Genomic DNA, 21,041 nt, shown 5'->3' with positions numbered 1-21,041 from the left:
ATGCCCGCATCCAAGCCTCCGGTCGACCGCCTGGCGCGGCAGAGCGCCTACGTCGCCTATGTGCTCGAGCTGTGCGAGAACAAGAAGAACCGGGCCGATCTCCGTAGCGGTCTGGGCAAGCCCGTGGAGCGCTCCAACTACATGCACCGACTCCTCGTGCCGCGCCTGAAGGATCACGAGGCCCAGCACCGGGACGCCCGCCGGGCCCACTACGCCGTCGCTTCGCTGATCGCGGGGCGACCGCGCGCCACGCGTGACGCAGAGGCGCAGGCGACCGCAGACGAGGCGGAACCGGCGACATCCGACGGCCGCGCCCAGATGACGGACTGGTGGAAACGCCCCAACCTGGGGGCCTCCCTCGCCGAGGCCGTCAACAAGAAGATCATCAAACCGGATACGGCCGAGGCCGACCTTCACCTGATGGCCCGGCAGTCCAGTGACGCGATCCATCTCCGGCTCCCCTCTCTGACACGGCAGCTGCTCAGCAAGGGCGTCACCGTCGACTGGGCCGTCCTGCTCCACGACCTCACCTGGTGGAACCGCGACCAGGACCGCATCGCGACCCGCTGGCTCGAGAGCTACTTCCGCGTCCGCACCCGCGAACTCCCGAACGACGACGAACCGTCCGGAACCCCTGAGGAGAACCACTGATGTCCCTGTTCCTGGACCTGAGCGCCATCCAGTCGGTGCCGACCGCCAACCTCAACCGCGACGACCTCGGCTCGCCCAAGACCGTCCGCTACGGCAACGCCACGCGGATCCGGGTCTCCAGCCAGTCCTGGAAGCGGGAGATCCGCCTCGGGGTGGAAGGAGATCTGGGAGAGAGGGCCGCCCGGACCCGCCAGGTGCCGGTCAAGGTCAGGGCCGCCCTGGAAAGCCGAGCCAGCTGGCCTGCCGACCTCGCGGCGTTCGCCGGCAAGCAGGTCGCCGCCAGCGCCGGAAAGAAGGGCCTCGGCACGGAGAGCGCCGGACACACCTCCGTCCTGCTCTTCCTCCCCGAGTCCGGGATCGACGAACTCGTCACCGTGTGCCTGGACCACCGGGATGCGCTGGAGAAGGGACTGGGCAAGAAGACCCCAGGGGTCCTGCTGCCCACCCTCAGGATCGAGGAGATCCTCAAGCGGCGTACCGCCTCCATCAGCCTCCTCGGCCGCATGCTCGCCGAACTGCCCGGTGCGAACGTCGATGGCGCCGCACAGGTCGCGCACGCCTTCACCACCCACGCCAGTGAGCCCCAACGGGACTACTTCACCGCGGTGGACGACTGGCTCGGCGAGGCGGAAACGGGTAGCGGACACCTCGACACCGCCGAGTTCAGCGCCGGTGTCTTCTACCGATTCGCATCCGTCAACATCACCGACCTGCTCAAGAACCTCGACGGCGACGAGAAGGCGGCGCGTACCGTGCTGGCCTCCTTCGCCTATCAGTTCCTGATGAGCCTGCCGCAGGCCAAGCGCACCAGCACCGCCCCGCACACCATCCCGGACCTCGCCTATCTCGCCGTCCGCGCCCAACGCCCACTCTCCCTCGCCGGAGCGTTCGAGGCACCGGTCACCGCCGACGTCACCGGCGGCTTCAGCACCCCCTCCATCAGCCGACTCGCCTCCTACGCCTCCGACCTCAACCGGCTCACCGGCGACCGCAACCGGACCTTCCACGGATACGCCCGGACCGGCGACGAGGAGCTGGCCGGCCTCGGCACCGCCCACACATCCTTCCCCGGCCTCATCGACGCCGCCATCGAGGCTGCCTTCCCGGCCGCCGGGGGCGAGAAGTGACCAGCCTGCTGCTGCGGTTGGCAGGACCGCTGCAGTCCTGGGGGGAACGCGCAGCGTTCCCCGCCGTCCGCGACACGGCGTCCTTCCCGACCCGCTCCGGCCTCATCGGCCTGATCTCCGCGGCCGAAGGGCGAGGACGCGAGGAGGACCCGCGGGACTATGCGACGTTGGACTTCACCGTGCGCGTGGACCGTCCTGGCGTGCTGCTGAGTGACTACCACACGGTGGGTGGCGGTTACCCGAGGAACCGCACCGCCGCCACGGCCGGCGGCGGGAACAAGGGTGCGGCGGTGATCACCCGCAGGCACTACCTGGCCGACGCCGTATTCGTCGTCGCCGTCACGGGAGCGGACGACGAGATCGACCGGATCGGGGCAGCACTCGAATCCCCTCACTGGGCGCCCCATCTGGGGCGCCGCTCCTGTGCCCCCGACGAGCCCTTCCTGCTGCGCACCGGCATCGACGACCCCGACGCCGAACTGCGCACCCGAGTCCCGCTCAGCAGCCCGCACCGAGGCGACCGGCAACCGGTACGCCGCAACGGCACGGACACGGTCCGGGTGGACTTCCTACGGGAGCGCCCCCCGGCCGACGGCTCCGGCAGCGTCGTCAACCTGAGCGCTCAGGACATGCCCGTCAGCTTCGCACCCCAAGGCCGCATCCACGGCAAACGCCACCTCTACCGGACGACGGAGGACCTCCCCCAGTCGCTCCTCGCCGAGCCGGCCGACCTCCACCGACGCCTGATCGACTACGCCCTGGAGGCCACCCCATGACCCCCTCCGCGGAAATCGCCCGCATCCGCCTGAACCCCCACAGCCGCGCCGTACAGCGTGACCTGCGCGATGCGACCGAGATGCACCGCACCCTGATGAGGATGATCCCCGACAACCTCGGCGACACCCCCCGGCACGACACCGGCTTCCTCTTCCGCATCGACGAGGACGACGAGACCAGCACCGTCCTCGTCCAGGCCACGGTCCCGCTCGACCATGCCGGTCTGCCCACCGGCTACGGCGACGTCCGCATCAAGCAACTCAAGCCGATGTTCGCCGCGCTCAGGCCGGGCCTCGGTGTCCGGTACCGCATCGCTCTCAACCCGGCGAAGCGCGAACGCCTGCCCCTGGAGCAGAAGAACAGGCGCGGAAGGATCGTGCCCCTCACGGGCGCGGAGGCGGACCAGTGGTGGGCGAGGCGCGCCCGCGAAGCCGGCCTGCACCTGACCTCCGTGATCCCCACGCCACTGCGGCCGGTCCGCCCCCATGGCAGGAACGCGCCGCCCGTGCGGCACAGCCTCATCCGCTACGACGGGACGGCCACCATCACCGACCCCGTCGCCCTCACCCAGGCCCTCCTCCAGGGCATCGGCCGCGGAAAGCCGTACGGAGCAGGGCTCCTCAGCCTCGCCCCGGCCACCACCGCATGAGCGCACCCCGAAAGGGTGGCGACGCGCGAGCCCGACTCGCCACCCCCACACTCGCCATGCTGCCGCGGGTCGCGGACTCCCTCTCCTTCCTCTACCTGGACATGGTCCGCGTCGTCCAGGACGACACCGGCGTCTGCGCCCAGATCCAGGTATCCGAAGACCGCACCGACACCGTGTACATCCCCACGGCAGCACTCTCCTGCCTGCTCCTCGGCCCCGGCGTCTCCATCACCACCCGCGCCCTGGCCACCCTCGCCCGCCACGGCACGAGCGTGGTCTGCACCGGATCGGGCGGCGTACGCGCCTACGCAGGCATCCTCCCCTCTTCCCTCACCACCCACTGGCTCGAGCAGCAGGCGGCCGGCTGGGCAGACCCAGCACGCCGTCTCGACGTCGCCGTACGCATGTACGGCATGCGCTTCGACGCCGGTGACGTGCCCGGCGACGTCACCCTCCACACGCTCCGCGGCCTTGAGGGCCAGCGGATGAAAGCCCTTTACCGGCTGCTCGCCCAGCAGCACGGCATCGGCCGTTTCCGCCGCAACTATCACCCCGACCAGTGGGACCGACAGGACCCCGTCAACCTCGCCCTCTCGGCGGCCAACACGTGCCTGTACGGCATCGTGCACGCCGCTCTGCTCGCGCTCGGTTGCTCTCCCGCTCTCGGATTCGTCCATGCCGGCACACAGCACGCTTTCGTCTACGACATCGCCGACCTCTACAAGGCTGACCTCACCCTGCCCGTGGCCTTCTCCCTCCACCAGTCAGCCAACCCCGAGCAGGAAGCACGCCGGAAGTTCCGCGAGGGACTCCGACTCGTGCGCCTGCTGCCGCGCATCGTCCGGGACGTCCAGACCCTGCTCACCCCGGCGGACGACGAGGCCGACAACGAAGACGACGACCGCTCCGACCGCCGTGAAGTGGAGATGGTCCATCTCTGGGACCCGCGAGAGGGTGTCCTGCCGGCCGGCGTCAACTATGGACGCGGGGAGCTGTGATCTCCTGTGCCGTCCATGCTCGTCATCGCCACCACAGCCGTCCCCGACCATCTGCGGGGCGCTCTCAGCCGATGGACCACGGAAGTCGTAGCCGGCATCTTCGTCGGCTCGGTCTCCGCGCGAGTCCGCGACGAACTCTGGGAGGCCGTCACCCAGGTCGTCGGTGACGGAGCAGCTGTTCTCGTACATCCCGCTCCGACAGAACAGGGCTACGGCATTCGTACGGCGGGAAGCCGACGTCGCGTGCCCGAGGACTTCGATGGGCTCACCTTGATGAGAATGGTGGGAGTGTCAACCGCTACGCCGGAGGTAAACAAGTTGCAAACCCCTCCTTGAGTCGCAGGTCAGGAAGTGTCCTCCCCGCCGACGCGGGGGTGTTCCGCACTTCCAGCACGATCAGGACGAGCAGATTGGGTCCTCCCCGCCGACGCGGGGGTGTTCCGTCCACTCTGACCGTGAACACGGCCGCGATCACGTCCTCCCCGCTGACGCGGGGGTGTTCCGACGTCCGCGCAGATCCAATGCGCCTCGGGCACGTCCTCCCCGCCGACGCGGGGGTGTTCCGTTCCTGGGGACGACGCGCCTGGTCGGTTGACTGCACCAACTCAGGCCACGGCTCGACGCGAAGGCGGTGCGCCAGGACCATCTGGGGGTGTGGTTGTGTCCCGATGGCCCTCGCCGTCCCGCCCGCAGCCCCGATCCGATCCCGTTGACCGTCCCGGAGATACGACACCTGCCTCATCGCCCTCTTCAACCCGTCGGCCGTGATCGCTGCCGGGCTGCTGCACTGGTCCACCTGGCGCCGACAACACCAGGCGACAGCCCGACGCAGTCACTGCCGATGACGGTCGACTGACGAACGCACCGGACAGATTGCGAAGCCGCACTGGAGTACCAAGCGGCCTGCCTCCCTGCGGCACGCCGGCTGGCGAGTGCCGGATGCGCTACTCGGGCCTGCGCCTCGACGGGCCCTGGCGACTCCAGGGCTGCCCACCAAGAGGAGGAGTCGCTCTCCTCCTGCCGATGAGTCGATCGGTGGTCCCGCACGGTGCCTCGCGAAGGCCACAGTAGGAGACGTCACCGCCCGAGAGCCATAGCCGAGAGGCATAGCACTGGGCGCGGACCCCGCTCCAGGAGACACGGTCACGTCGCGGGCGGCAGGTCGGCCGCACTTGGGTCGATCTCCCGGCCGAGTGGCCCAGAGGCTCGATATTCCCTGTCCCCGGAGGCCCGGCGGGGAAGCCCCCGCCGACATTCCCTCAAGGAAGGAACGCAGTCATGAACCGCTTCACCAAGACCGCCGTCGCCGCCGCCGCGAGCGGAGCCGTCGTTTTCGGGGGCTCGTCCATTGCCCTCGCGCAGGGCAGTGACGACTCGGTCCAGGTCCATCGCCTGGGTTCCGCCGAGACGACAAGCGCGAAGGATCTCGTCCAGACGTCCTCCGTCGACGAGGAATCCCCGCGGCTCGCCGTGGCCGAGGCCGAGGAGCCTCGTGTGAACATCGCCACCTCGGGTGACCTGGCGTCCGTTGCCCTCGCGCAGAGCGGTGACGACTCGGTCCAGGTCCACCGCCTGGGTTCCGCCGAGACGACAAGCGCGAAGGATCTCGTCCAGACGTCCTCCGTCGACGAGGAATCCCCGCGGCTCGTCGTGGCCCAGGCCGACCGGATTCTCGTGTGAACTCCGCCATCTCGGGTGACCTGTCCATCGCCTAGCCTCGCGCTCCACGAAGCGGGCTGTCCGATGGGTGGTCCCGTAAGCGAGAAGTGCCTCTGACCAGCAAGAACGATGATTCTCGAGGTCCTTGTTCCTGCCATCGCCGGAGGCACTTCTCAGGGAGTTCAACCTCAGTAGTGCAGAGTAAGGTCAAGGTGCTGACCTCCCCGCCGACGTGGGGGAGCCCGCCGGAGCCCCAAAGCCCCGGAGAGGTCCCCACCGGGCAGTGCTGGGACAACGTGCTGGCCGAGTCCTTCTTCTCCACCTTGAAGAACGAGCTGGGCGACGCCCGCCCCTGGCCCAGCCGGGCCGCCGCCCGCACCGCGATATTCGAGTGGATCGAAAGCTGGTACAACTTGCAGCGGCTGCACAGCAGCCTCGGCTACCGCAGTCCGGCCGACTACGAGGCCGCCCTCGCGGCCTGACCACCACACCGATGGTGTCCGTCAAAGCGAAACAAGCTCACCGAACGTCATGGCGCACCCCGGGTCGGATCGCTCCCGGCCGGCGTTCTTCGTACTTCTTCGTCGGCATGGTCAGGACTGCGCCTGCACGTCAGAGGGCGCCGGTCGTGTCAAGCGTGGTAGAAGCCGAGGAACACACTGCCCGGAGAGTTCAGGTCCTTGGAGCTGAAGACATCCCACAGCGCGGAGAAAAGCTCACTCTTGGAGATGCGTTCACTCTTGTCACCGTCCAGCTGCGCGAACGCAGCCTCGGCGTCCACGCCCGTGATGCCCCACCCCTGCAAGACCGCCTTGAAGTGATCGGAGTGCAACAAGGTGTTCGCGTAGAGGCTGGCTGTGGCGTCGAAAACAGTGCTCAGCTCCAGGCTGCGGACTTCAATCTGCGCGTTCAAGGCATTCCAGTGCTCCGCCGCGGACAGCGACGCATCCCCGGGGATCTGGTCACCATGGACGCGGCTCTGTGCTTCCCGCCAGAGCCACAGGTAGGCGTCCGTCAGCTTGTAGGCGATCGGATGATTCTTGTCGACCCGGACCACGCCGAGAGTGCGGTTGATGTATGCCTTGTAGTCGCTCCAGTGGACGACGCCGTCGTCATCGGAGTCGATGACCTGGAACCAGCTCTTCACCTTCGCCTGGATCGGGTCTGCGGTGGTGGTCATGACCGTCTTTCTGTAGAGGTGCATGCGGGTGTCCTGCTGCACGAGCGACTGCATCACGTGATCGATCTGCACGCATAGGGCACCGGGGAGCTCTTCACTCACTGAGGTGACCAGAAGCACTCGCCTGCTCGGCCCCGCGCTGCCCCGTCAGGCCACGGGGAGAACGCTGCCGGGCGCGGCGGCCAGTGGTTGTCGTCCGCCGCCCACCGCCCGCCGCTGGCGCGATGAGCTGATCAACCTACTCGCCTCGGGGGCACCGCGCCTGGACCGCGCATGGAAGAAGGCCGCCGGGAAGGGTGGGGAGGCCGTCCTGATCGACGGAACCCTGATCCCCACCCAGCGCCGCACCGGAAAGGCCGACCGGCGGAACCACTCCGGCAGGAACCGCCGTCACAGCCTTCACTTCCTTGCCCTGACCGACGAAAGGGGCCGCCTGCTCCGGATTCCGCCGCCCGGCCCGGCCGCACCCACGACGTCACCGGCGCCCGCCACGACCGCATCCTGGCCCACCTGCGCGCCGCCGGTGCCTCGGGGCGCTGGCCGGCCTCGGCTTCCGCGGCCTGGACAACGACATCCTCGACCCCGTCATCGTCATCGTCATCGGCTTCACCGCCACCCGCACCCACAAGCCCAGCCCCGGACGGAAGACCGCCAACCGCGTCCTCGCCACCGGGCGCGCACCGGTCGAGCATGGCTTCGCCCACCTGGAGAACTGGCAGACCCCGCCAGACTCCGCACCGACCCCGCTCGCGCTCCCCGCCTTCTGCGCGCCCTGCTCGTCCTGACGAACCTCGAAGTCAACCCGGTCGGCCCGCCGGCCGCCGCACCCGGAAGGGTCGAGGCATGGCCGCCCGAGCGTGTGCTGGCCGTACGCGCTGCGCTCCCCGGACGCTACCGGCTCCTCGTCGGAATCGGAGCGGGCCTTGGCCTCCGGCGAGGAGAAGCGTTCGGGCTGAGCGTGGAGGACATCGACTTCGCCAGGGAAGTGGTCCATGTCCGGCGCCAGGTGAAGATGGTGCGAGCGCAGCTGTGATTCGCGCTTCGCGCGATGCCGCCGCCCCCTCCCTGACCTGCTGAACGGCAGGTCAGCCGGGGTGCGGCGGCATCCTCGCATCAGATGTCGCGGAAGATCTCGATCTGCGCCCCCACCGAGTTCAGGCGCTCCGCCAGTTCCTCGTAGCCGCGGTTGATGACGTAGACGTTGCGCAGCACCGAGGTGCCCTCGGCGGCCATCATGGCCAGCAGGACGACCACGGCCGGGCGCAGCGCCGGGGGGCACATCATCTCGGCGGCGCGCCAGCGGGTGGGCCCCTCGACCAGGACCCGGTGGGGGTCGAGGAGTTGGAGGCGGCCGCCGAGGCGGTTCAGGTCGGTGAGGTAGATGGCCCGGTTGTCGTAGACCCAGTCGTGGATGAGGGTCTGGCCCTGGGCGACGGCGGCGATGGCCGCGAAGAAGGGCACGTTGTCGATGTTCAGCCCGGGGAAGGGCATCGGGTGGATCTTGTCGATGGGCGCCTCCAGCTTCGAGGGGCGCACCGTCAGGTCCACCAGGCGGGTGCGGCCGTTGTCCGCCGCGTACTCGCCGCCCCTGTCGTGGTCCAGGCCCATCTCCTCCAGGACGGCCAGCTCGATCTCCAGGAACTCGATCGGCACCCGGCGGATCGTCAGCTCGGACTCCGTCACCACGGCGGCCGCGATCAGGCTCATGGCCTCGACCGGGTCCTCCGAGGGGCAGTAGTCCACGTCCACGTCGATGGTCGGCACGCCGTGCACCGTGAGGGTCGTGGTGCCCACGCCCTCGACCTTCACGCCGAGTGCTTCCAGGAAGAAGCACAGGTCCTGGACCATGTAGTTGGAGGAGGCGTTGCGGATGACGGTCACGCCGTCGTGCCGTGCGGCGGCCAGCAGCGCGTTCTCGGTGACGGTGTCGCCGCGCTCGGTCAGGACGATCGGGCGTCCCGGGGTGATGGAGCGGTCCACCTGGGCGTGGTAGATGCCTTCGGTGGCGGTGATGTCCAGGCCGAACCGGCGCAGGGCGATCATGTGCGGCTCGATGGTGCGCGTCCCGAGGTCGCAACCGCCCGCATAGGGCAGGCGGAAGACGTCCATCCGGTGCAGCAGCGGTCCGAGGAACATGATGATGGACCGGGTGCGGCGTGCGGCCTCCGCGTCGATGGAGTCCATGTCGAGGTCGGCGGGCGGCACGATCTCCAGGTCCCGGCCGTCGTTGATCCAGCGGGTCCGTACGCCGATGGAGCCGAGGACCTCCAGCAGCCGGTAGACCTCCTCGATGCGGGCGACGCGGCGCAGGACGGTGCGGCCCTTGTTGAGCAGGGCCCCGCACAGCAGCGCCACGCACGCGTTCTTGCTCGTCTTGACGTCGATGGCGCCGGAGAGGCGCCGGCGGCCGACGACGCGCAGGTGCATGGGGCCGGCGTACCCGAGCGAGACGATCTCGCTGTCGAGGGCCTCGCCGATGCGCGCGATCATCTCAAGGCTGATGTTCTGATTGCCGCGCTCGATCCGGTTGACCGCGCTCTGACTGGTGCCGAGCGCGTCGGCAAGCTGACTCTGTGTCCAGCCGCGGTGTTGCCGGGCGTCACGGATGAGCTTGCCGATGCGTACGAGGTAGTCGTCTGACATGACGTGGAGGCTATCTCATATATGAGATGTGAACGCACCGGGGTGTGGTGTTCGGGTGAACGGGGGCCGATGGCGGCCCCGGTGGGGCGGCTGCCGGGGTCCGGTGCGTGAACGGCCCCCGAGGGCATCGTCGTTCCGTTCGGGATGTCCGGCAAGGCGAAGTGGGTGTGGTGCGGTGGTTCGGGTGAATGGTCCGGTCAGGTGGTGTTCGCCCGGCCGTGTGAGGGGGCGTACGGGTGACGGCAGCCGCCGGGGCCCCGCCCGCCGTCCGGTCCGCGGTCGGGTGCCGGGCCCCGCCCGCCGCGCGCGGTGGCGGCCGCGGGACGGTCACCCCCCGCTCCGCCCGGGTAGGTCCCCGCCGGAGTCGCGGCGGGTGGCCGTCCAGAGCAGCACCATGGTCACCGCGCACACCGCGGCGCCGACCCCGACGCTCACCTGGCAGCCCTCGATGAAGTCCCCCCGCGCCGCGTCCGCGATGGCCTCGGTCTGGCCGGGGGACGGGGCGGGCAGCGGCCTGCCGGGGCCGACCTCGGCCGCGTAGGCGTGGGGGTTCGCCTCGTCGACGATCCTGTCCGCGATGGCCTGGCGGGCTTCGGCGTCGGGAACGGCCTCGCTCAGATCGGCACTGAGGGTGTTGCCGAGCCAGACCGCCAGGATGCTGCCGAGGGCCGCGAAGCCGAAGGTCGAGCCGATGGCCCGCTGGGCGCTCATGATGCCCGAGGCCATCCCGGCCCGGTCCACCGGCACCGAGCCCATGGCCAGGGCGGTGATGGGGGTGGCCAGCAGTGCCACCCCGGCGCCGCACAGGAACAGGCCCGCCGCGACCACGGCCACGGAGACCGGCATGCCCAGGGCGATGACGACCAGTGACGCCACCAGCAGGGGCTGGCCGATCCTGGCGACGGGCAGCGGCCCGAACCGCGCGACCAGCCGCCCCGAGATCGGGGAGAGCACCATGATGGTGAACGAGAACGGCAGGATCAGCAGCCCGGAGCGCTCCGGCGAGTAGGCCTCGACGTTCTGGAAGTACTGGGTGACCACCAGCAGCATCCCGTAGGCGCTGAAGAACGCCGAGAAGATCGTGGCGATGGCCACGGCGTAGGTGCGGTGGCCGAAGAGCCGGACGTCCATCATCGGCTGAGGGGTGCGGAGTTCGTACCAGGCGAAGGCCACGAGCCCCGCTGCGCCGACCGCCAGCAGGGTGAGGATCTCGGGCGAGGACCAGCCGACGGTCTGGCCCTGGATGAGCCCGTAGGCGAGGGCGCCGACGCCCACGACGAACAGCAGCTGGCCGCCCCAGTCGAACCCTCGGGCCCGCTCCTCCCGGGACTCGGTGACGTACCGCAGCGTCAGCGCCAGCACCAGCAGACTGACGGGCACGTTGACCATGAACACGGCCCGCCAGCTGATGCTCTCGGTCAGCACGCCGCCGATGGTCGGCCCCAGGGCGGTGGCGACGCTCGCCACGCCCGTCCACAGCCCGATGGCCTTCGCCCGGTCGGCGTCGTCGGGGAACGCGGCGCTCACCAGTGCCAGCGAGGTGACGGTCACCGTCGCGGCGGCGACGCCCTGCACCGCCCGCGCGACCGCGAGCGCGGTGAGCCCCGGGGCCAGGCCCGCCGCCACGGAGGCGAGGGTGAACACGGAGACGCTGGTGAGGAACAGCAGCCTGCGCCCGAAGCGGTCGGCGGCGGTGGCCCCGGCCATGATGAACACGGCCATGCCGATGGAGTACGCGGCCACCACCCATTGCAGCCCGGACTCGCCCACCCCGAAGTCCCGCTGGATGTCCGGCAGTGCCACGTTCGCGATCAGCGCGTCCAGGAAGACCAGGAAGAGTCCCAGCCCGGTGGCGACGATCGTCAGTGTCTGGGTCCTGGTCCACGGGGTGCCTGACGGCTGCTCGCTCTGACGCACCGTCACACGGTAGTCCGCGGTGCCCGCTGTTCCGGGGCGGGACACGGTTCATCCGGCATCGCGCAGGGGCGGGTGCCGGGAGGCGCCGTCCGGCCCGGAGCGGCCCCGTGCTCGCCCGGTCGCCGGCGGCGGGTCGGGGCGGGACGTCCGAGGGCTCCGTCCGGTTCTGCCGCACGAGGCGCCGATCGACACAATCAAGTGACATTGTCGAGTGACAAGGTCGCTTGTATGGTGACGGTGCCGAACGATGCGGAACGAAAGGCAGGCCCATGACCCGGTCGTCCGTCCTCCCAGCCCTTCCGGTACCCGAGCGCCCGGCCCTGCCCCTGGTCGGCCACGCCCTCACGCTCCCCAGGGGGTTCGACGGGACCGCCCACCTGATGAGAGAGGTCAGGGACCTCGGGCCCGTCTACCGGGTCCGCGCCTTCGGGGGCGAGGTCGTGATCGTCGGCGGCCTGGACCTGGTGGCGGAGCTGGCGGACGAGTCCCGCTTCCGCAAGAACGTGCACGCCGACCTGGTCGAACTCCGGCAGTTCGCCGGGGACGGCCTGTTCACCGCCTTCCACCACGAGGCGAACTGGCGCAAGGCGCACGACATCCTGATGCCGGCCTTCTCCCTCGGCGCGATGCGCGACTACCACGCGACCATGCTGCGCGTGGCCCGCTCGCTGATCGGCGCGTGGGACCGGGCCGCCGCCGGCCGCCGCGCCGTCGACGTGCCCGAGGACATGACGCGCCTGACCTTCGACACCATCGGGCTCTGCGGGTTCGGCCACGACTTCGCGTCGTTCCGGCGGGACGGGCAGCACCCCTTCGTCGGGGCCATGGCACGCGCCCTGGCCTTCGCCCAGGCCAGGACGGAGTCCATCCCGGGCTCGGACCTGTTCAGGGTCAGGCGGTCCGAGCGGTTCCGCCGCGACATCGCGCTGATGACCGACCTCGTCGACGAGGTCGTCCGGCGGCGCCGGGCGTCCGGGGACACCGGCACCGGTGACCTGCTCGGGCGGATGCTCCACACCCCGGACGCCCGGACGGGCCGGCCGCTCGACGACGTGAACATCCGCAACCAGGTCATCACGTTCCTCATCGCCGGGCACGAGACCACCAGCGGCGCCCTGTCCTTCGCCCTGTACCACCTGACCAAGCACCCGGAAGTGCTCGCACGGGCGCAGGCCGAGGTCGACGCGCTGTGGGGCGACGAGGAGACACCGGACCCCGACCACGGCGACATCGGCAGGCTCAGCTACATCCGCCAGGTGCTCAACGAGAGCCTCCGGCTGTGGCCGACCGCGCCCGGCTACGCGGTCGAGCCCCTTCGGGACACCGTCATCGGGGGCCGGTACGGGGTCCGCGAGGGCGAGACGCTGATGGTGCTGACCCCCGCCCTGCACCGCGACCCCGCCTGGGGCGACAACGTCGAGCTGTTCGACCCCGAGCGCTTCACCCGGGAGCAGGAGGAGAAGCGCTCCGTCCACCTCTTCAAGCCCTTCGGCAGCGGGGAACGGGCCTGCATCGGACGGCAGTTCGCGCTGCACGAGGCCACCCTGCTGCTCGGCCTGCTCGTCCACCGCTACCGGCTGATCGACCATGCCGACTACCGGTTGCGGATCAAGCAGACGCTCACCCTCAAGCCGGAGGGCTTCACGCTCGAACTGGCCCGGCGCACCACCGGGGAGCGCCGCCGTCCCGCCGCCGCGGCGGGCGGCAGGGCGGCGGGGCGCGGGCAGGGCGCGGTCCGGGCCCGGCGGGCCCCGGGCACCACGCTCACCCTGCTGCACGGCTCCAACCTCGGGACCTGCGCCGGTCTCGCCCGGGAGCTGTCGGACGACGGCGCGGAGCACGGCTTCGACCCCCGTGTGGCGCCCCTCGACGAGGCCGCCGGGAAGCTGGATCCCGCCGCCGGTCCGCTGGTGATCGTCGCCGCCTCCTACAACGGCAGGCCCACCGACGACGCCGCCGGGTTCCTCGCCTGGCTGGAGGGGCTGGAGGCCGGCTCGCTCACCGGTCTGCCGTACGCCGTGCTCGGCGTCGGCGACCGCAACTGGGCCGCCACCTACCAGCGGATCCCCACGCTCGTCGACGAACGCCTGGCGGCGGCCGGTGCCGTCCCCCTCCTGGCGCGCGGCGCCGCCGACGCCTCCGGCGACTTCGCGGGGGCGGTGGACCGCTGGACCGCCGAGCTGTGGACCGCGTTGCTGGAACGGTACGGCGAGGCCGCCCCCGCGGCCCGGGCCCCCGCGGAGCCCGACCCGGGCACGGCCCTCTACGCCTTGGAGGACGCGGGCGACTCGGTCGTCGGCGCTCTCGCCGAGCGCCACGGCCTGCGGCCCATGGAGGTCCTCGACACCCGCGAACTCGTCGACACGGACCACGAACTCGGCCGGTCCAAGCGGTTCCTGCGCCTGCGGCTGCCCGAGGGGGTCACCTACCGGACCGGCGACCACCTGGCCGTCCTCCCACGCAACCCGGACGCCCTGGTCCGGCGGGTCGCCGAACGCTTCGGACTCGACCTGGACCGCACCGTCCGCCTCCGGGCCCGGCGCCGCAGCCGCGGCGCCCTGCCCGTCGACCGGCCGCTGACCCTGCGTCGGCTGCTCGCCGACTTCGTGGAGCTCCAGGGCGCCGCCACGCCCGCGGATGCTGCCGTGCTCGCGGAGCACACCGCCTGCCCGCCCGAGAAGCAGCCCCTGTCGGTCCTCGCCGCGGCGGACGCGGACACCTTCCACGCGCAGGTGACCGCACCGGGGCGCAGCGTCCTGGACCTGCTGGAGCGCTACCGCGCCTGCGAGCTGCCCTTCGAGCGCTTCCTGGAACTCCTGCCGGTCATGCGCCCCCGCCACTACTCCATCTCCTCGTCCGCGGCCGCCCAGCCCGGCGCGGTGGACCTGATGGTGTCGCTGCTCGCCGTGCCCCACCGCTCCGGGGAGGGCACCTTCCGGGGGATCGCCTCCGACCACCTCCGGCGGGTGCGCGCGGGAGACGTCGTCCAGGCCCGGGTGCTGCCGTGCGACGAGTCCTTCCGCCTCCCCGAGGACCCCTCCGTCCCGGTGGTCCTGGTCAGCGCGGGCACCGGACTCGCCCCCTTCCGCGGAGCCGTGCTCGACCGGCACCGCACCGGGGCGACCGGCACCCTGCTGTGCTACTTCGGCTGCGACCACCCGGACGTCGACTACCTCCACCGCGAGGACTTCGAGGCCGCCGAGGCCGCCGGAGCCGTCAGCATGCGCCCCACCTTCCTGCACGCCCCCGTCGACGGCGCCCGCTTCGTGCAGGACCGCATCGCCCGCGAGGCCGACGAGGTCTGGGCGGTCCTGGAGGCCGGCGGCCGGGTCCACGTCTGCGGCGACGGCAACCGGATGGCGCCCGCGGTGCGGGAGGCGTTCATGGCGCTCCACCGTCGGCGGACCGGCGCGGGGGAGGGCGAGGCGGCCGGCTGGCTGATCGGCCTGGTCGAGTCGGGCCGCTACGTCGAGGACGTCTGGACGGGTTGACCCGCCGGTCCCGGCGACCGGGGCCACGGGCGCGCGGGCGTCCGTGGCCGCCGGACGTCCCGCCCCGTCCGCGCACAGCGCGTCCGCCCGGGGGAGAGGGGGCGGGGCGTGCCGTCAGCCGGTGGTGGGGACGGCGGTGAGGTCGAGCCCGCCGGAGGCCAGCGCGACGGTCGCGGCGACCAGGGCCCGGAGGTCGGAGCCGTTCACGGGCTCGTCCGGCACGTACAGCCGCTGCATCGTCAGGCCCTCGAAACCGGCGAGGAAGAACCGGGCGACCAGGTCCGCGGGCTGCGCGAGGGTGAATCCGGTGCGGGCCGCGGTCTCGGACAGGATGCGTTCGGTGACCTCGTTGACCTGCCGGTAGTGCGCGGTCCGGGCCTCGCCGAGACCCGGGGTGCGCAGGGCCAGCATCGCCAGCTCCGTGAGCAGCCGGTAGCCGCTGCCCTCCTCCTCGACGGTGCGCCAGAGCGCTCCGGCCAGCGCGGCGATCGTCCCCTCGAAACCCGCGTCCTGCGGTGCCGCCCGCTCGACCCGCGCGACCAGGTCCTCGGTGAGCTGCTCCATGACCTCCCGGTACAGGTCCTCCTTGGTGCCGAAGGTGTAGTGCACCGTCGCCTGCGCGACGCCGAGTTCCGCGGCGATGGCGCGTGTGCTGCCGGCGGCGACACCCTCCCTGGTCATCAGCGTGATCGCTGCTCTGATCAGCTGGGGGCGGCGCTCGGCGGCGGACACATGGGGCATGGTGTCAGCCTAGCGACGTGGTCGAGGGACCAGGTCGCCCCCTGCCTCCTCCGCCCGCCCTCGGCGGATAACGAATCGGCAACACCGCGGGAGGCGGTGCGGAGGTGCGCATCGTCCGGGGTGAACGCCCTTCACCCGCACGCTGCGAGGAAGCCCATGCACGTCGTACCTCTCCGGGGCGCCCCGCGTCCCGCCGCCCGCCCCGCCACCGTCGCGCCCGTACCTCTCCGAGGCGCCCCGCGTCCCGCCGCCCGCCCCGCCACCGTCGCGCCCGTACATCTCCGGGGCGCCCCGCGTCCCGCCGCCCGCCCCGTCACCGCCGCGCCCGGACGCGGCGCCGGCAGCGCCCACGCCGGCCCCGGGCCGCGGGCGTCCGCCGTGCACGCCGGGGGCCTTCCTCCCCGGGCCCCCGGGTGCGGCTGAGCATCCGGCCGGTTGCCGCGACCCGCAAGGGCGCGGCCGGACACGCACCCCCGGCCTCCCCGCCGCTCCCGCGAACGGGCGGGCGCGGCGGCACGGGGCCGTTCCGCGCACGGACGGGCCGCACCCCGGTCCTCCCGTGCGGCGACGCCGGCCTTGGGGCCGGCGGCGCATCCCTCTATCCTCGTCCGACGGTTCGGCCATCGGGTGAACCGGTTCCGGCCGCCGGTACGGGTGCTCGCCCGCACCCCGGCCACCGGATCCCCCGCCCCCGAGCCGTCCGGCCGGTCTTCCAGGAGCACCATGACTGAACACGGGAGTTCCCGCACCGCGGAGCGCTCCGACGCCGAACTGGCCGCCGGCCTCCGCGACGGTTCCGATGACGCGGCGACGGCGGAGCTCTACGCCCGCCATCGCGCGGCCGTGCTCACCTACGCGCGCACGTGCTGCCGCGACGCGCACACGGCCGAGGACCTCGCGGCGGAGGCCTTCGCACGGACGCTGGAGGCGGTCCGCTCGGGTGGCGGGCCGAGCGGCCCGTGGCGGCCGTACCTGCTGACGGTGGTCCGCCGTACGGCCATCGCCTGGGCGGCCACCGCACGGCGCAGCGAGCTGACCGACGACGTCGAGCGCTGCGCCGCCGCCGTGCCCGCGGAGGAGGGCGCGGAGGGGTTCGCCCTCCGCGGGGAGGAGGACGACCTGGTCGTGCGCAGCTTCCGCTCCCTGCCCGAGCGGTGGCAGGCCGTCCTGTGGCAGACCCTCGTCGAGGGGGAGAGCGCCCAGCGCGTGGGGACGATGCTGGGGTTGAGCGCCAGCGGCGTGTGGTCGCTGGCCGAGCGGGCGCGGGAGGGGCTGCGGGAGGCGTACCTCACGGAGCACGCCCACGGCCCGCGCGCCTCGGACGAGTGCCGCCGCTACGGTCCCCTGCTCGCGACCGCGGTCCGGCGCGGCGGGAGGCGCACCGGACGGCACCTGGACCGGCATCTGACGGGGTGCCGTGCTTGCCGGAGGGCCCTGCGGGACCTGCGGGACCTCAACTCCCGTCTGCGGGTGGTGCTGCCGGCGGCCGTCCTGCTGTGGGGTGCCGAGAAGTACACGGCCGCGTACGGGACGACCGCCTCCCTCGCGGCAGGCGGCACCGCGGGCGGGGGAGCGGTGCCCGCCCCGGGGGCCGATGCCGCGTCCGCGGCGGCCGCCGCCAAGCCCCTCGCCGCGGCGGCCGGGGTGCCGGTGGCCGCGGTGGCCGCGATCGGTGCCCTCGTCTACGTCGCCCTCCCGGCCGCACCCGAGGTCGGCCCCCCGGCCCCGCCCGTGGTGCGGCAGGCGGTGGCGGCCCCGCCCGCACCGGCCCGCGCCCCGTCCCCGTCCCCTTCGCCGTCCCCTTCTCCCTCCACCTCGTCCGGCCCGGTCCCGGCCGACCCCCTGGCCTCCGTGTCCGTGTCCGAGGCGGCAGCGCCGACGGTGTACGGCGAGCGGACGAGGCTGCGGATCGACGCGACCGGCCTGTGCATGGAGATCCCCGGCGGCAGCACCGAGGCCGGGGTGCAGCCGCGGGAGGCGCAGTGCAACGGCGCCGCCCACCAGGTGTGGGACGTCATGCCGCAGGAGAAGCGCCGCAGGGTGGTGCTGAGGAACGCGGGCACCGGCCTGTGCCTGTCCCACACGGGGACCACGACGGACGGCGCCCCCGTGCGCCAGGCCGCCTGCGACCCCGCCGACCCCTTGCAGGTCTGGACGATGAACCGCCAGGACGACCGGGGGACGGCGGGCGTCTTCACCAGCGACAACATGTACCTGGGGCTCAAGGAGTGGGCGCCCGGAGCACGTGGCGAGCCGCATGACGCACTGATCGCCACGACCCGCCACTACTACCTCTCGCCCTCGCTGCACTTCCGCACCGACTGGTGACCGGGGCGGGACCGCGGGGCCCCGTGCCCGCGCCGTGGCACCGCGGTCCGCGTCGCCGCCGGTGCCACGGCGGCGACGCGGACCGGGGACGCGGGGGGTCGCCCGCGCCTGCCCGTCGCCCCGTCAGCGGGCACCGGACCGGGGGCTTTCGAGCCGGTCCCGGGCGACGCGCCCGTTCGGGACGTGACCGGTCGGCGTCGTGGGCGGAGCCCCGGCGCCCGTGCCGCCGGGCCCCTCGGCGGCGGTCTCGCCCGCCTGCGCGGCGGCCGGCCGCTCGTCGAGGGCGGTCGTCCGGGAACCTGCGTGGGACCCGTCGAGGGCGGTCGTCCGCGACCCCGCCGGGCCGTGTGATCCGTCGAGGGCCGCCGGAGCGAGGGAGGCGCCGCCCCGCAGTCGGTGGCTGACCGCCTCGTCCAGGGTGACGGGCCGTCGGAGCCGGGCGGCCAGCCGCCCGGCGTCCCGGCCGAGGGCGGCCACGTCCTCCCAGCGCAGCCGGAGCACGAGAGGGAGTTCGGCCTCGCCGTCGGGGCGGGCGTGGAGGGCGAGGGGGGTCGTGGCGTCGTCTGCTGCGTCGTTCATCCGGGGTCCTCGGTGTCATGGGCGGACGGGTGGGGCCTGGGCCCGGGCGGGGGCCTCGCGGGTGGATCCGCCGCGTCCCGCCCGGTGGGACGCGGCGGGACGGCCGGTGTGCTCGCCGGTCCGATCGCCCGGGCCGCATGGGGAGGGACCGCCGACGCCGCACCTCCTCCCGTGGCTTTGCCATTCCTTTGCCGACGGGGCCCCGGTGTGCCGGGGAGGCCGGTGTGCCGGGGAGGCTCTCGCCTCCCCCGCCGAACGGCGCGGTCCCGCCGCCTGCCCCGGCGGGGCGCGGCTCCCTGCGGGGTGCGCGGCGATCAAGGCAAAGAGACGGCAAAGGCGCGGGAGGGTGCGGAGCCCGGACGCTCCTTCCCCGTGAGGTGCCACCGGGAGAAGGGGAGCGGACCTGATGGGGAACCGACTGGGGAGGTCGGCGGCATGCGCCGTGGCGGCCGTCGCGCTGTACGCGGGCCCGGCGCTGGTCGCCGCACCGGCGGCCGCGGACTCCGCCGGTCCTCCGGCCGGGGGCGCCGGAGCCGGGCCCGGCCCCACGGGCGTCGCCGCCACGGGCCTCGCTGCCACGGGCCTCGCCGCCACGGGCCTCGCTGCCACGGGCGGCGACGCCACCACCAGGGCGCACCTCGCGACAGGCGGTCTGACCCTGCTGGCGCTCGGCGCCGTCCTCGCCCGCACCGCCCCCCGCGCCCGCGCGCGCCGCTGAACCGGACGCCGCCGCGGCGCGGTCGCCCGCCCCCGACTCCCCCCGAGGGGCACGGCACCGCGCCGCGACGGCGTCCTTCCCCCGCGGCCCGCCGCTGTCTCCCCCGGACCGCGGCGGGCCGCAGCTCCGCATGCGACCCCGCTCAAAAGGACCTCCAGGAAAGGTACGGAAGTGGCCCAGACGGTCTGCCTCCACTGCGGCGCCGCCGCGCCGCCGCGGCCCGACGCCTGCCCGTGCACTGCCGCATGGACGGGAGCTCCCGAGGACGCGGAGCCCTTCGCGTGGCTCCGGGTGCGTCCCTACGCGGACGCGCCCGCACCGACCCGCCACGTCCGGGTCGAGCGGGAGCGAGGACGTCCGGTGGACCCGGCGGGTGCCGGGGGGCACCCGCCGGGTCCACCGGACCGGGTGTGGGGCATCGTGCAGCCGCCGCTGCCGGACCCCTCCCCGCGGGAACCCGCAGGGGCGGCGGGCCTCTTCGACGGGAACGCCTCCGCCGCGACCGGGGCGGAGGCGCCCCCGTACCCCTGGGGCGCACCGACCGCCCCGCACGGCGCCTCCGGTGGGCCGGGTGCGACCGCGGACCTCCCGGCGGAGGCGCTTCCGGACGACACGGCGGAGGTGCTTCCGGACGACACGGTGCAGCTGCGCCGCGTCCCCGCACCCGCCCCCGTACCCGACGACCCGGCCGCACCGGAGCGGGCCCGCGGACGGCATCGGGCGCGCGGGCGGGCCGCAGGGCGGCACGCCCGCACGGCCAGGCCGTCCGGGGGACCGGCCAGGACCGTGGGGATCGCCGCCGCCGCGGCGGCGGTGGTCGGCACGGCGACCCTCACCGGGGCGCTCGTGGACGAGGGCGCCTCGGTGGACCGCGTGGCGCCCGTGACCACCCGGCTGCCCGCACCCGCCGCGTCGACACCCGCCGCGTCGACACCGGCCCCGCCGGCCTCGGCCCCGCCCACGACGCCCGGTCCGAGCCCGAGTCCGCCGGCGGACGACGGGCCCGCCTCCGCCTCCCGCGCCCCGTCCGCCTCGCCGATGCGGACGGCCCGGCCCCGGACCGCGCCGCCGCCGGAGGCCGCCGCGCCCGGCATCGCCGCCGAGCGGCGGCGGCCCACCTCCGCACCGCCCCCCGCCCCGCCGCGCCCCTCCTACAGCCCCGCGACCGGGCGGCCGTCCGCTCCGGCCGCTGGCGACCTGTGCTGCGGCGCCCGGGGGATGGAGGTGGTCGACCTCCAGATACGGCTCCAGCGCCTCGGTCTCTACAAGGGCGAGGTCGACGGCGCGTACACCCGGCGTCTCACCCGCGCGGTGGCCTCCTACCAGCGGAGCCGGGGCGTCCGGGCCGATCCGCGAGGCGTCTACGGGCCGGCGACCCAGGCGGCCCTGCGGGCCGAGGTCCCGGGGATCCTCGCCTACTGACCGGCCCGGGCCCGGACGGGCGCGACCCGGCAGCGTGCGGCCACGGGGGCGCGCCGTCCGCCCCGCCCGAGCGGCGCGGACGGTGCGTCACCCGCCCCGCGCCGCTTCGCGGACGGCGAAGGGCCGGCGGTGCTCCGTGCGCACCAGGCGGTGGGAAGCGA

The 21,041-nt window shown here is 73.1% G+C and carries 16 protein-coding genes, 1 pseudogene and 1 CRISPR repeat array; of the genes and pseudogenes, 12 read left to right on the top strand and 5 right to left on the bottom strand.

The genetic code is table 11. The features are described from left to right. The 8 genes and pseudogenes from casB to ACGF15_RS04185 form a co-directional block, all read left to right on the top strand. Positions 1-651: a type I-E CRISPR-associated protein Cse2/CasB gene (gene casB / locus ACGF15_RS04220; protein ID WP_392796862.1), complete on the top strand. Its 651-nt coding sequence runs from the start codon at positions 1-3 to the stop codon at positions 649-651. After that, the gene (gene cas7e / locus ACGF15_RS04215) at positions 651-1,778 is read left to right on the top strand and encodes a type I-E CRISPR-associated protein Cas7/Cse4/CasC (protein ID WP_392796861.1); all 1,128 of its coding nucleotides are present in this window, start codon (positions 651-653) and stop codon (positions 1,776-1,778) included. Before casB ends, cas7e begins: the two co-directional genes overlap by 1 nt. Next, a complete protein-coding gene (gene cas5e / locus ACGF15_RS04210; RefSeq protein WP_392796860.1) occupies positions 1,775-2,554 on the top strand; it encodes a type I-E CRISPR-associated protein Cas5/CasD in 780 nt (259 codons plus the stop codon). Before cas7e ends, cas5e begins: the two co-directional genes overlap by 4 nt. Continuing rightward, the gene (gene cas6e, locus ACGF15_RS04205) at positions 2,551-3,204 is read left to right on the top strand and encodes a type I-E CRISPR-associated protein Cas6/Cse3/CasE (protein ID WP_345609469.1); all 654 of its coding nucleotides are present in this window, start codon (positions 2,551-2,553) and stop codon (positions 3,202-3,204) included. Before cas5e ends, cas6e begins: the two co-directional genes overlap by 4 nt. 56 nt (positions 3,205-3,260) lie before the next feature. Further along, the gene (gene cas1e / locus ACGF15_RS04200; RefSeq protein WP_392796893.1) at positions 3,261-4,202 is read left to right on the top strand and encodes a type I-E CRISPR-associated endonuclease Cas1e; all 942 of its coding nucleotides are present in this window, start codon (positions 3,261-3,263) and stop codon (positions 4,200-4,202) included. Positions 4,203-4,208: 6 nt separating this feature from the next. Then, complete coding sequence (cas2e, locus tag ACGF15_RS04195; RefSeq protein ID WP_345609467.1) at positions 4,209-4,538, top strand: type I-E CRISPR-associated endoribonuclease Cas2e; 330 nt, start codon at positions 4,209-4,211, stop codon at positions 4,536-4,538. Positions 4,539-4,555: 17 nt separating this feature from the next. Further along, a CRISPR array of direct repeats spans positions 4,556-4,767; the repeat unit is 29 nt; unit sequence GTCCTCCCCGCCGACGCGGGGGTGTTCCG. Positions 4,768-5,480: 713 nt separating this feature from the next. Further along, positions 5,481-5,882: a hypothetical protein gene (locus ACGF15_RS04190; protein ID WP_392796859.1), complete on the top strand. Its 402-nt coding sequence runs from the start codon at positions 5,481-5,483 to the stop codon at positions 5,880-5,882. A gap of 239 nt (positions 5,883-6,121) precedes the next feature. After that, a pseudogene (locus ACGF15_RS04185) lies at positions 6,122-6,343 on the top strand (integrase core domain-containing protein); the annotation flags it as partial. Positions 6,344-6,492: 149 nt separating this feature from the next. Here ACGF15_RS04185 and ACGF15_RS04180 read toward each other — a convergent pair. From ACGF15_RS04180 to ACGF15_RS04170, 3 genes are all read right to left on the bottom strand, one after another. Continuing rightward, positions 6,493-7,143: a hypothetical protein gene (locus ACGF15_RS04180; RefSeq protein ID WP_392796858.1), complete on the bottom strand. Its 651-nt coding sequence runs from the start codon at positions 7,141-7,143 to the stop codon at positions 6,493-6,495. Between the two features lie 1,011 nt (positions 7,144-8,154). After that, positions 8,155-9,684 (bottom strand): UDP-N-acetylglucosamine 1-carboxyvinyltransferase, encoded by a 1,530-nt coding sequence (locus ACGF15_RS04175; RefSeq protein ID WP_345609463.1) that lies wholly within the window; start codon positions 9,682-9,684, stop codon positions 8,155-8,157. Positions 9,685-10,011: 327 nt separating this feature from the next. Beyond that, the gene (locus tag ACGF15_RS04170; RefSeq protein ID WP_392796857.1) at positions 10,012-11,601 is read right to left on the bottom strand and encodes a DHA2 family efflux MFS transporter permease subunit; all 1,590 of its coding nucleotides are present in this window, start codon (positions 11,599-11,601) and stop codon (positions 10,012-10,014) included. A 269-nt stretch (positions 11,602-11,870) separates the two neighbouring features. On the opposite strand from ACGF15_RS04170, the gene ACGF15_RS04165 reads away from it, so the two are divergent. Continuing rightward, complete coding sequence (locus ACGF15_RS04165) at positions 11,871-15,092, top strand: bifunctional cytochrome P450/NADPH--P450 reductase (protein ID WP_392796856.1); 3,222 nt, start codon at positions 11,871-11,873, stop codon at positions 15,090-15,092. A gap of 114 nt (positions 15,093-15,206) precedes the next feature. On the opposite strand, the gene ACGF15_RS04160 is transcribed toward ACGF15_RS04165, so the two are convergent. Beyond that, entirely contained in the window at positions 15,207-15,833 is a 627-nt protein-coding gene (locus tag ACGF15_RS04160; RefSeq protein WP_392796854.1) for a TetR/AcrR family transcriptional regulator, read from the bottom strand. Between the two features lie 723 nt (positions 15,834-16,556). Between ACGF15_RS04160 and ACGF15_RS04155 the strand changes: the two genes are divergently transcribed. After that, a complete protein-coding gene (locus tag ACGF15_RS04155) occupies positions 16,557-18,161 on the top strand; it encodes a sigma-70 family RNA polymerase sigma factor (protein ID WP_392796853.1) in 1,605 nt (534 codons plus the stop codon). A 123-nt stretch (positions 18,162-18,284) separates the two neighbouring features. Here ACGF15_RS04155 and ACGF15_RS04150 read toward each other — a convergent pair whose 3' ends face one another. After that, complete coding sequence (locus tag ACGF15_RS04150; protein WP_345609453.1) at positions 18,285-18,740, bottom strand: hypothetical protein; 456 nt, start codon at positions 18,738-18,740, stop codon at positions 18,285-18,287. Between the two features lie 406 nt (positions 18,741-19,146). Between ACGF15_RS04150 and ACGF15_RS04145 the strand changes: the two genes are divergently transcribed. Together ACGF15_RS04145 and ACGF15_RS04140 are read left to right on the top strand one after the other, a co-directional pair. Then, positions 19,147-19,458 carry a hypothetical protein gene (locus tag ACGF15_RS04145; RefSeq protein WP_392796851.1) on the top strand — a complete coding sequence of 104 codons (312 nt, stop codon included), beginning with the start codon at positions 19,147-19,149 and terminating at the stop codon, positions 19,456-19,458. 171 nt (positions 19,459-19,629) lie between these two features. Next, positions 19,630-20,880 (top strand): peptidoglycan-binding protein, encoded by a 1,251-nt coding sequence (locus ACGF15_RS04140; RefSeq protein WP_392796850.1) that lies wholly within the window; start codon positions 19,630-19,632, stop codon positions 20,878-20,880. Positions 20,881-21,041 lie beyond the last annotated feature (161 nt).

Source organism: Streptomyces sp. NPDC048001 (assembly GCF_043203115.1).
Taxonomy (GTDB): Bacteria; Actinomycetota; Actinomycetes; order Streptomycetales; family Streptomycetaceae; genus Streptomyces; species Streptomyces sanyensis.
This window is presented reverse-complemented; position numbering and strand designations above follow the sequence as displayed.

Coding starts and splice junctions, on each gene's coding strand:
- cas6e (WP_345609469.1), top strand. CDS start 2,551: ATGACCCCCTCCGCGGAAATCGCCCGCATCCGCCTGAACCCCCACAGC.
- ACGF15_RS04145 (WP_392796851.1), top strand. CDS start 19,147: ATGGGGAACCGACTGGGGAGGTCGGCGGCATGCGCCGTGGCGGCCGTC.
- ACGF15_RS04190 (WP_392796859.1), top strand. CDS start 5,481: ATGAACCGCTTCACCAAGACCGCCGTCGCCGCCGCCGCGAGCGGAGCC.
- ACGF15_RS04150 (WP_345609453.1), bottom strand. CDS start 18,740: ATGAACGACGCAGCAGACGACGCCACGACCCCCCTCGCCCTCCACGCC.
- ACGF15_RS04155 (WP_392796853.1), top strand. CDS start 16,557: ATGACTGAACACGGGAGTTCCCGCACCGCGGAGCGCTCCGACGCCGAA.
- ACGF15_RS04165 (WP_392796856.1), top strand. CDS start 11,871: ATGACCCGGTCGTCCGTCCTCCCAGCCCTTCCGGTACCCGAGCGCCCG.
- cas1e (WP_392796893.1), top strand. CDS start 3,261: ATGCTGCCGCGGGTCGCGGACTCCCTCTCCTTCCTCTACCTGGACATG.
- ACGF15_RS04160 (WP_392796854.1), bottom strand. CDS start 15,833: ATGCCCCATGTGTCCGCCGCCGAGCGCCGCCCCCAGCTGATCAGAGCA.
- ACGF15_RS04175 (WP_345609463.1), bottom strand. CDS start 9,684: ATGTCAGACGACTACCTCGTACGCATCGGCAAGCTCATCCGTGACGCC.
- casB (WP_392796862.1), top strand. CDS start 1: ATGCCCGCATCCAAGCCTCCGGTCGACCGCCTGGCGCGGCAGAGCGCC.
- cas7e (WP_392796861.1), top strand. CDS start 651: ATGTCCCTGTTCCTGGACCTGAGCGCCATCCAGTCGGTGCCGACCGCC.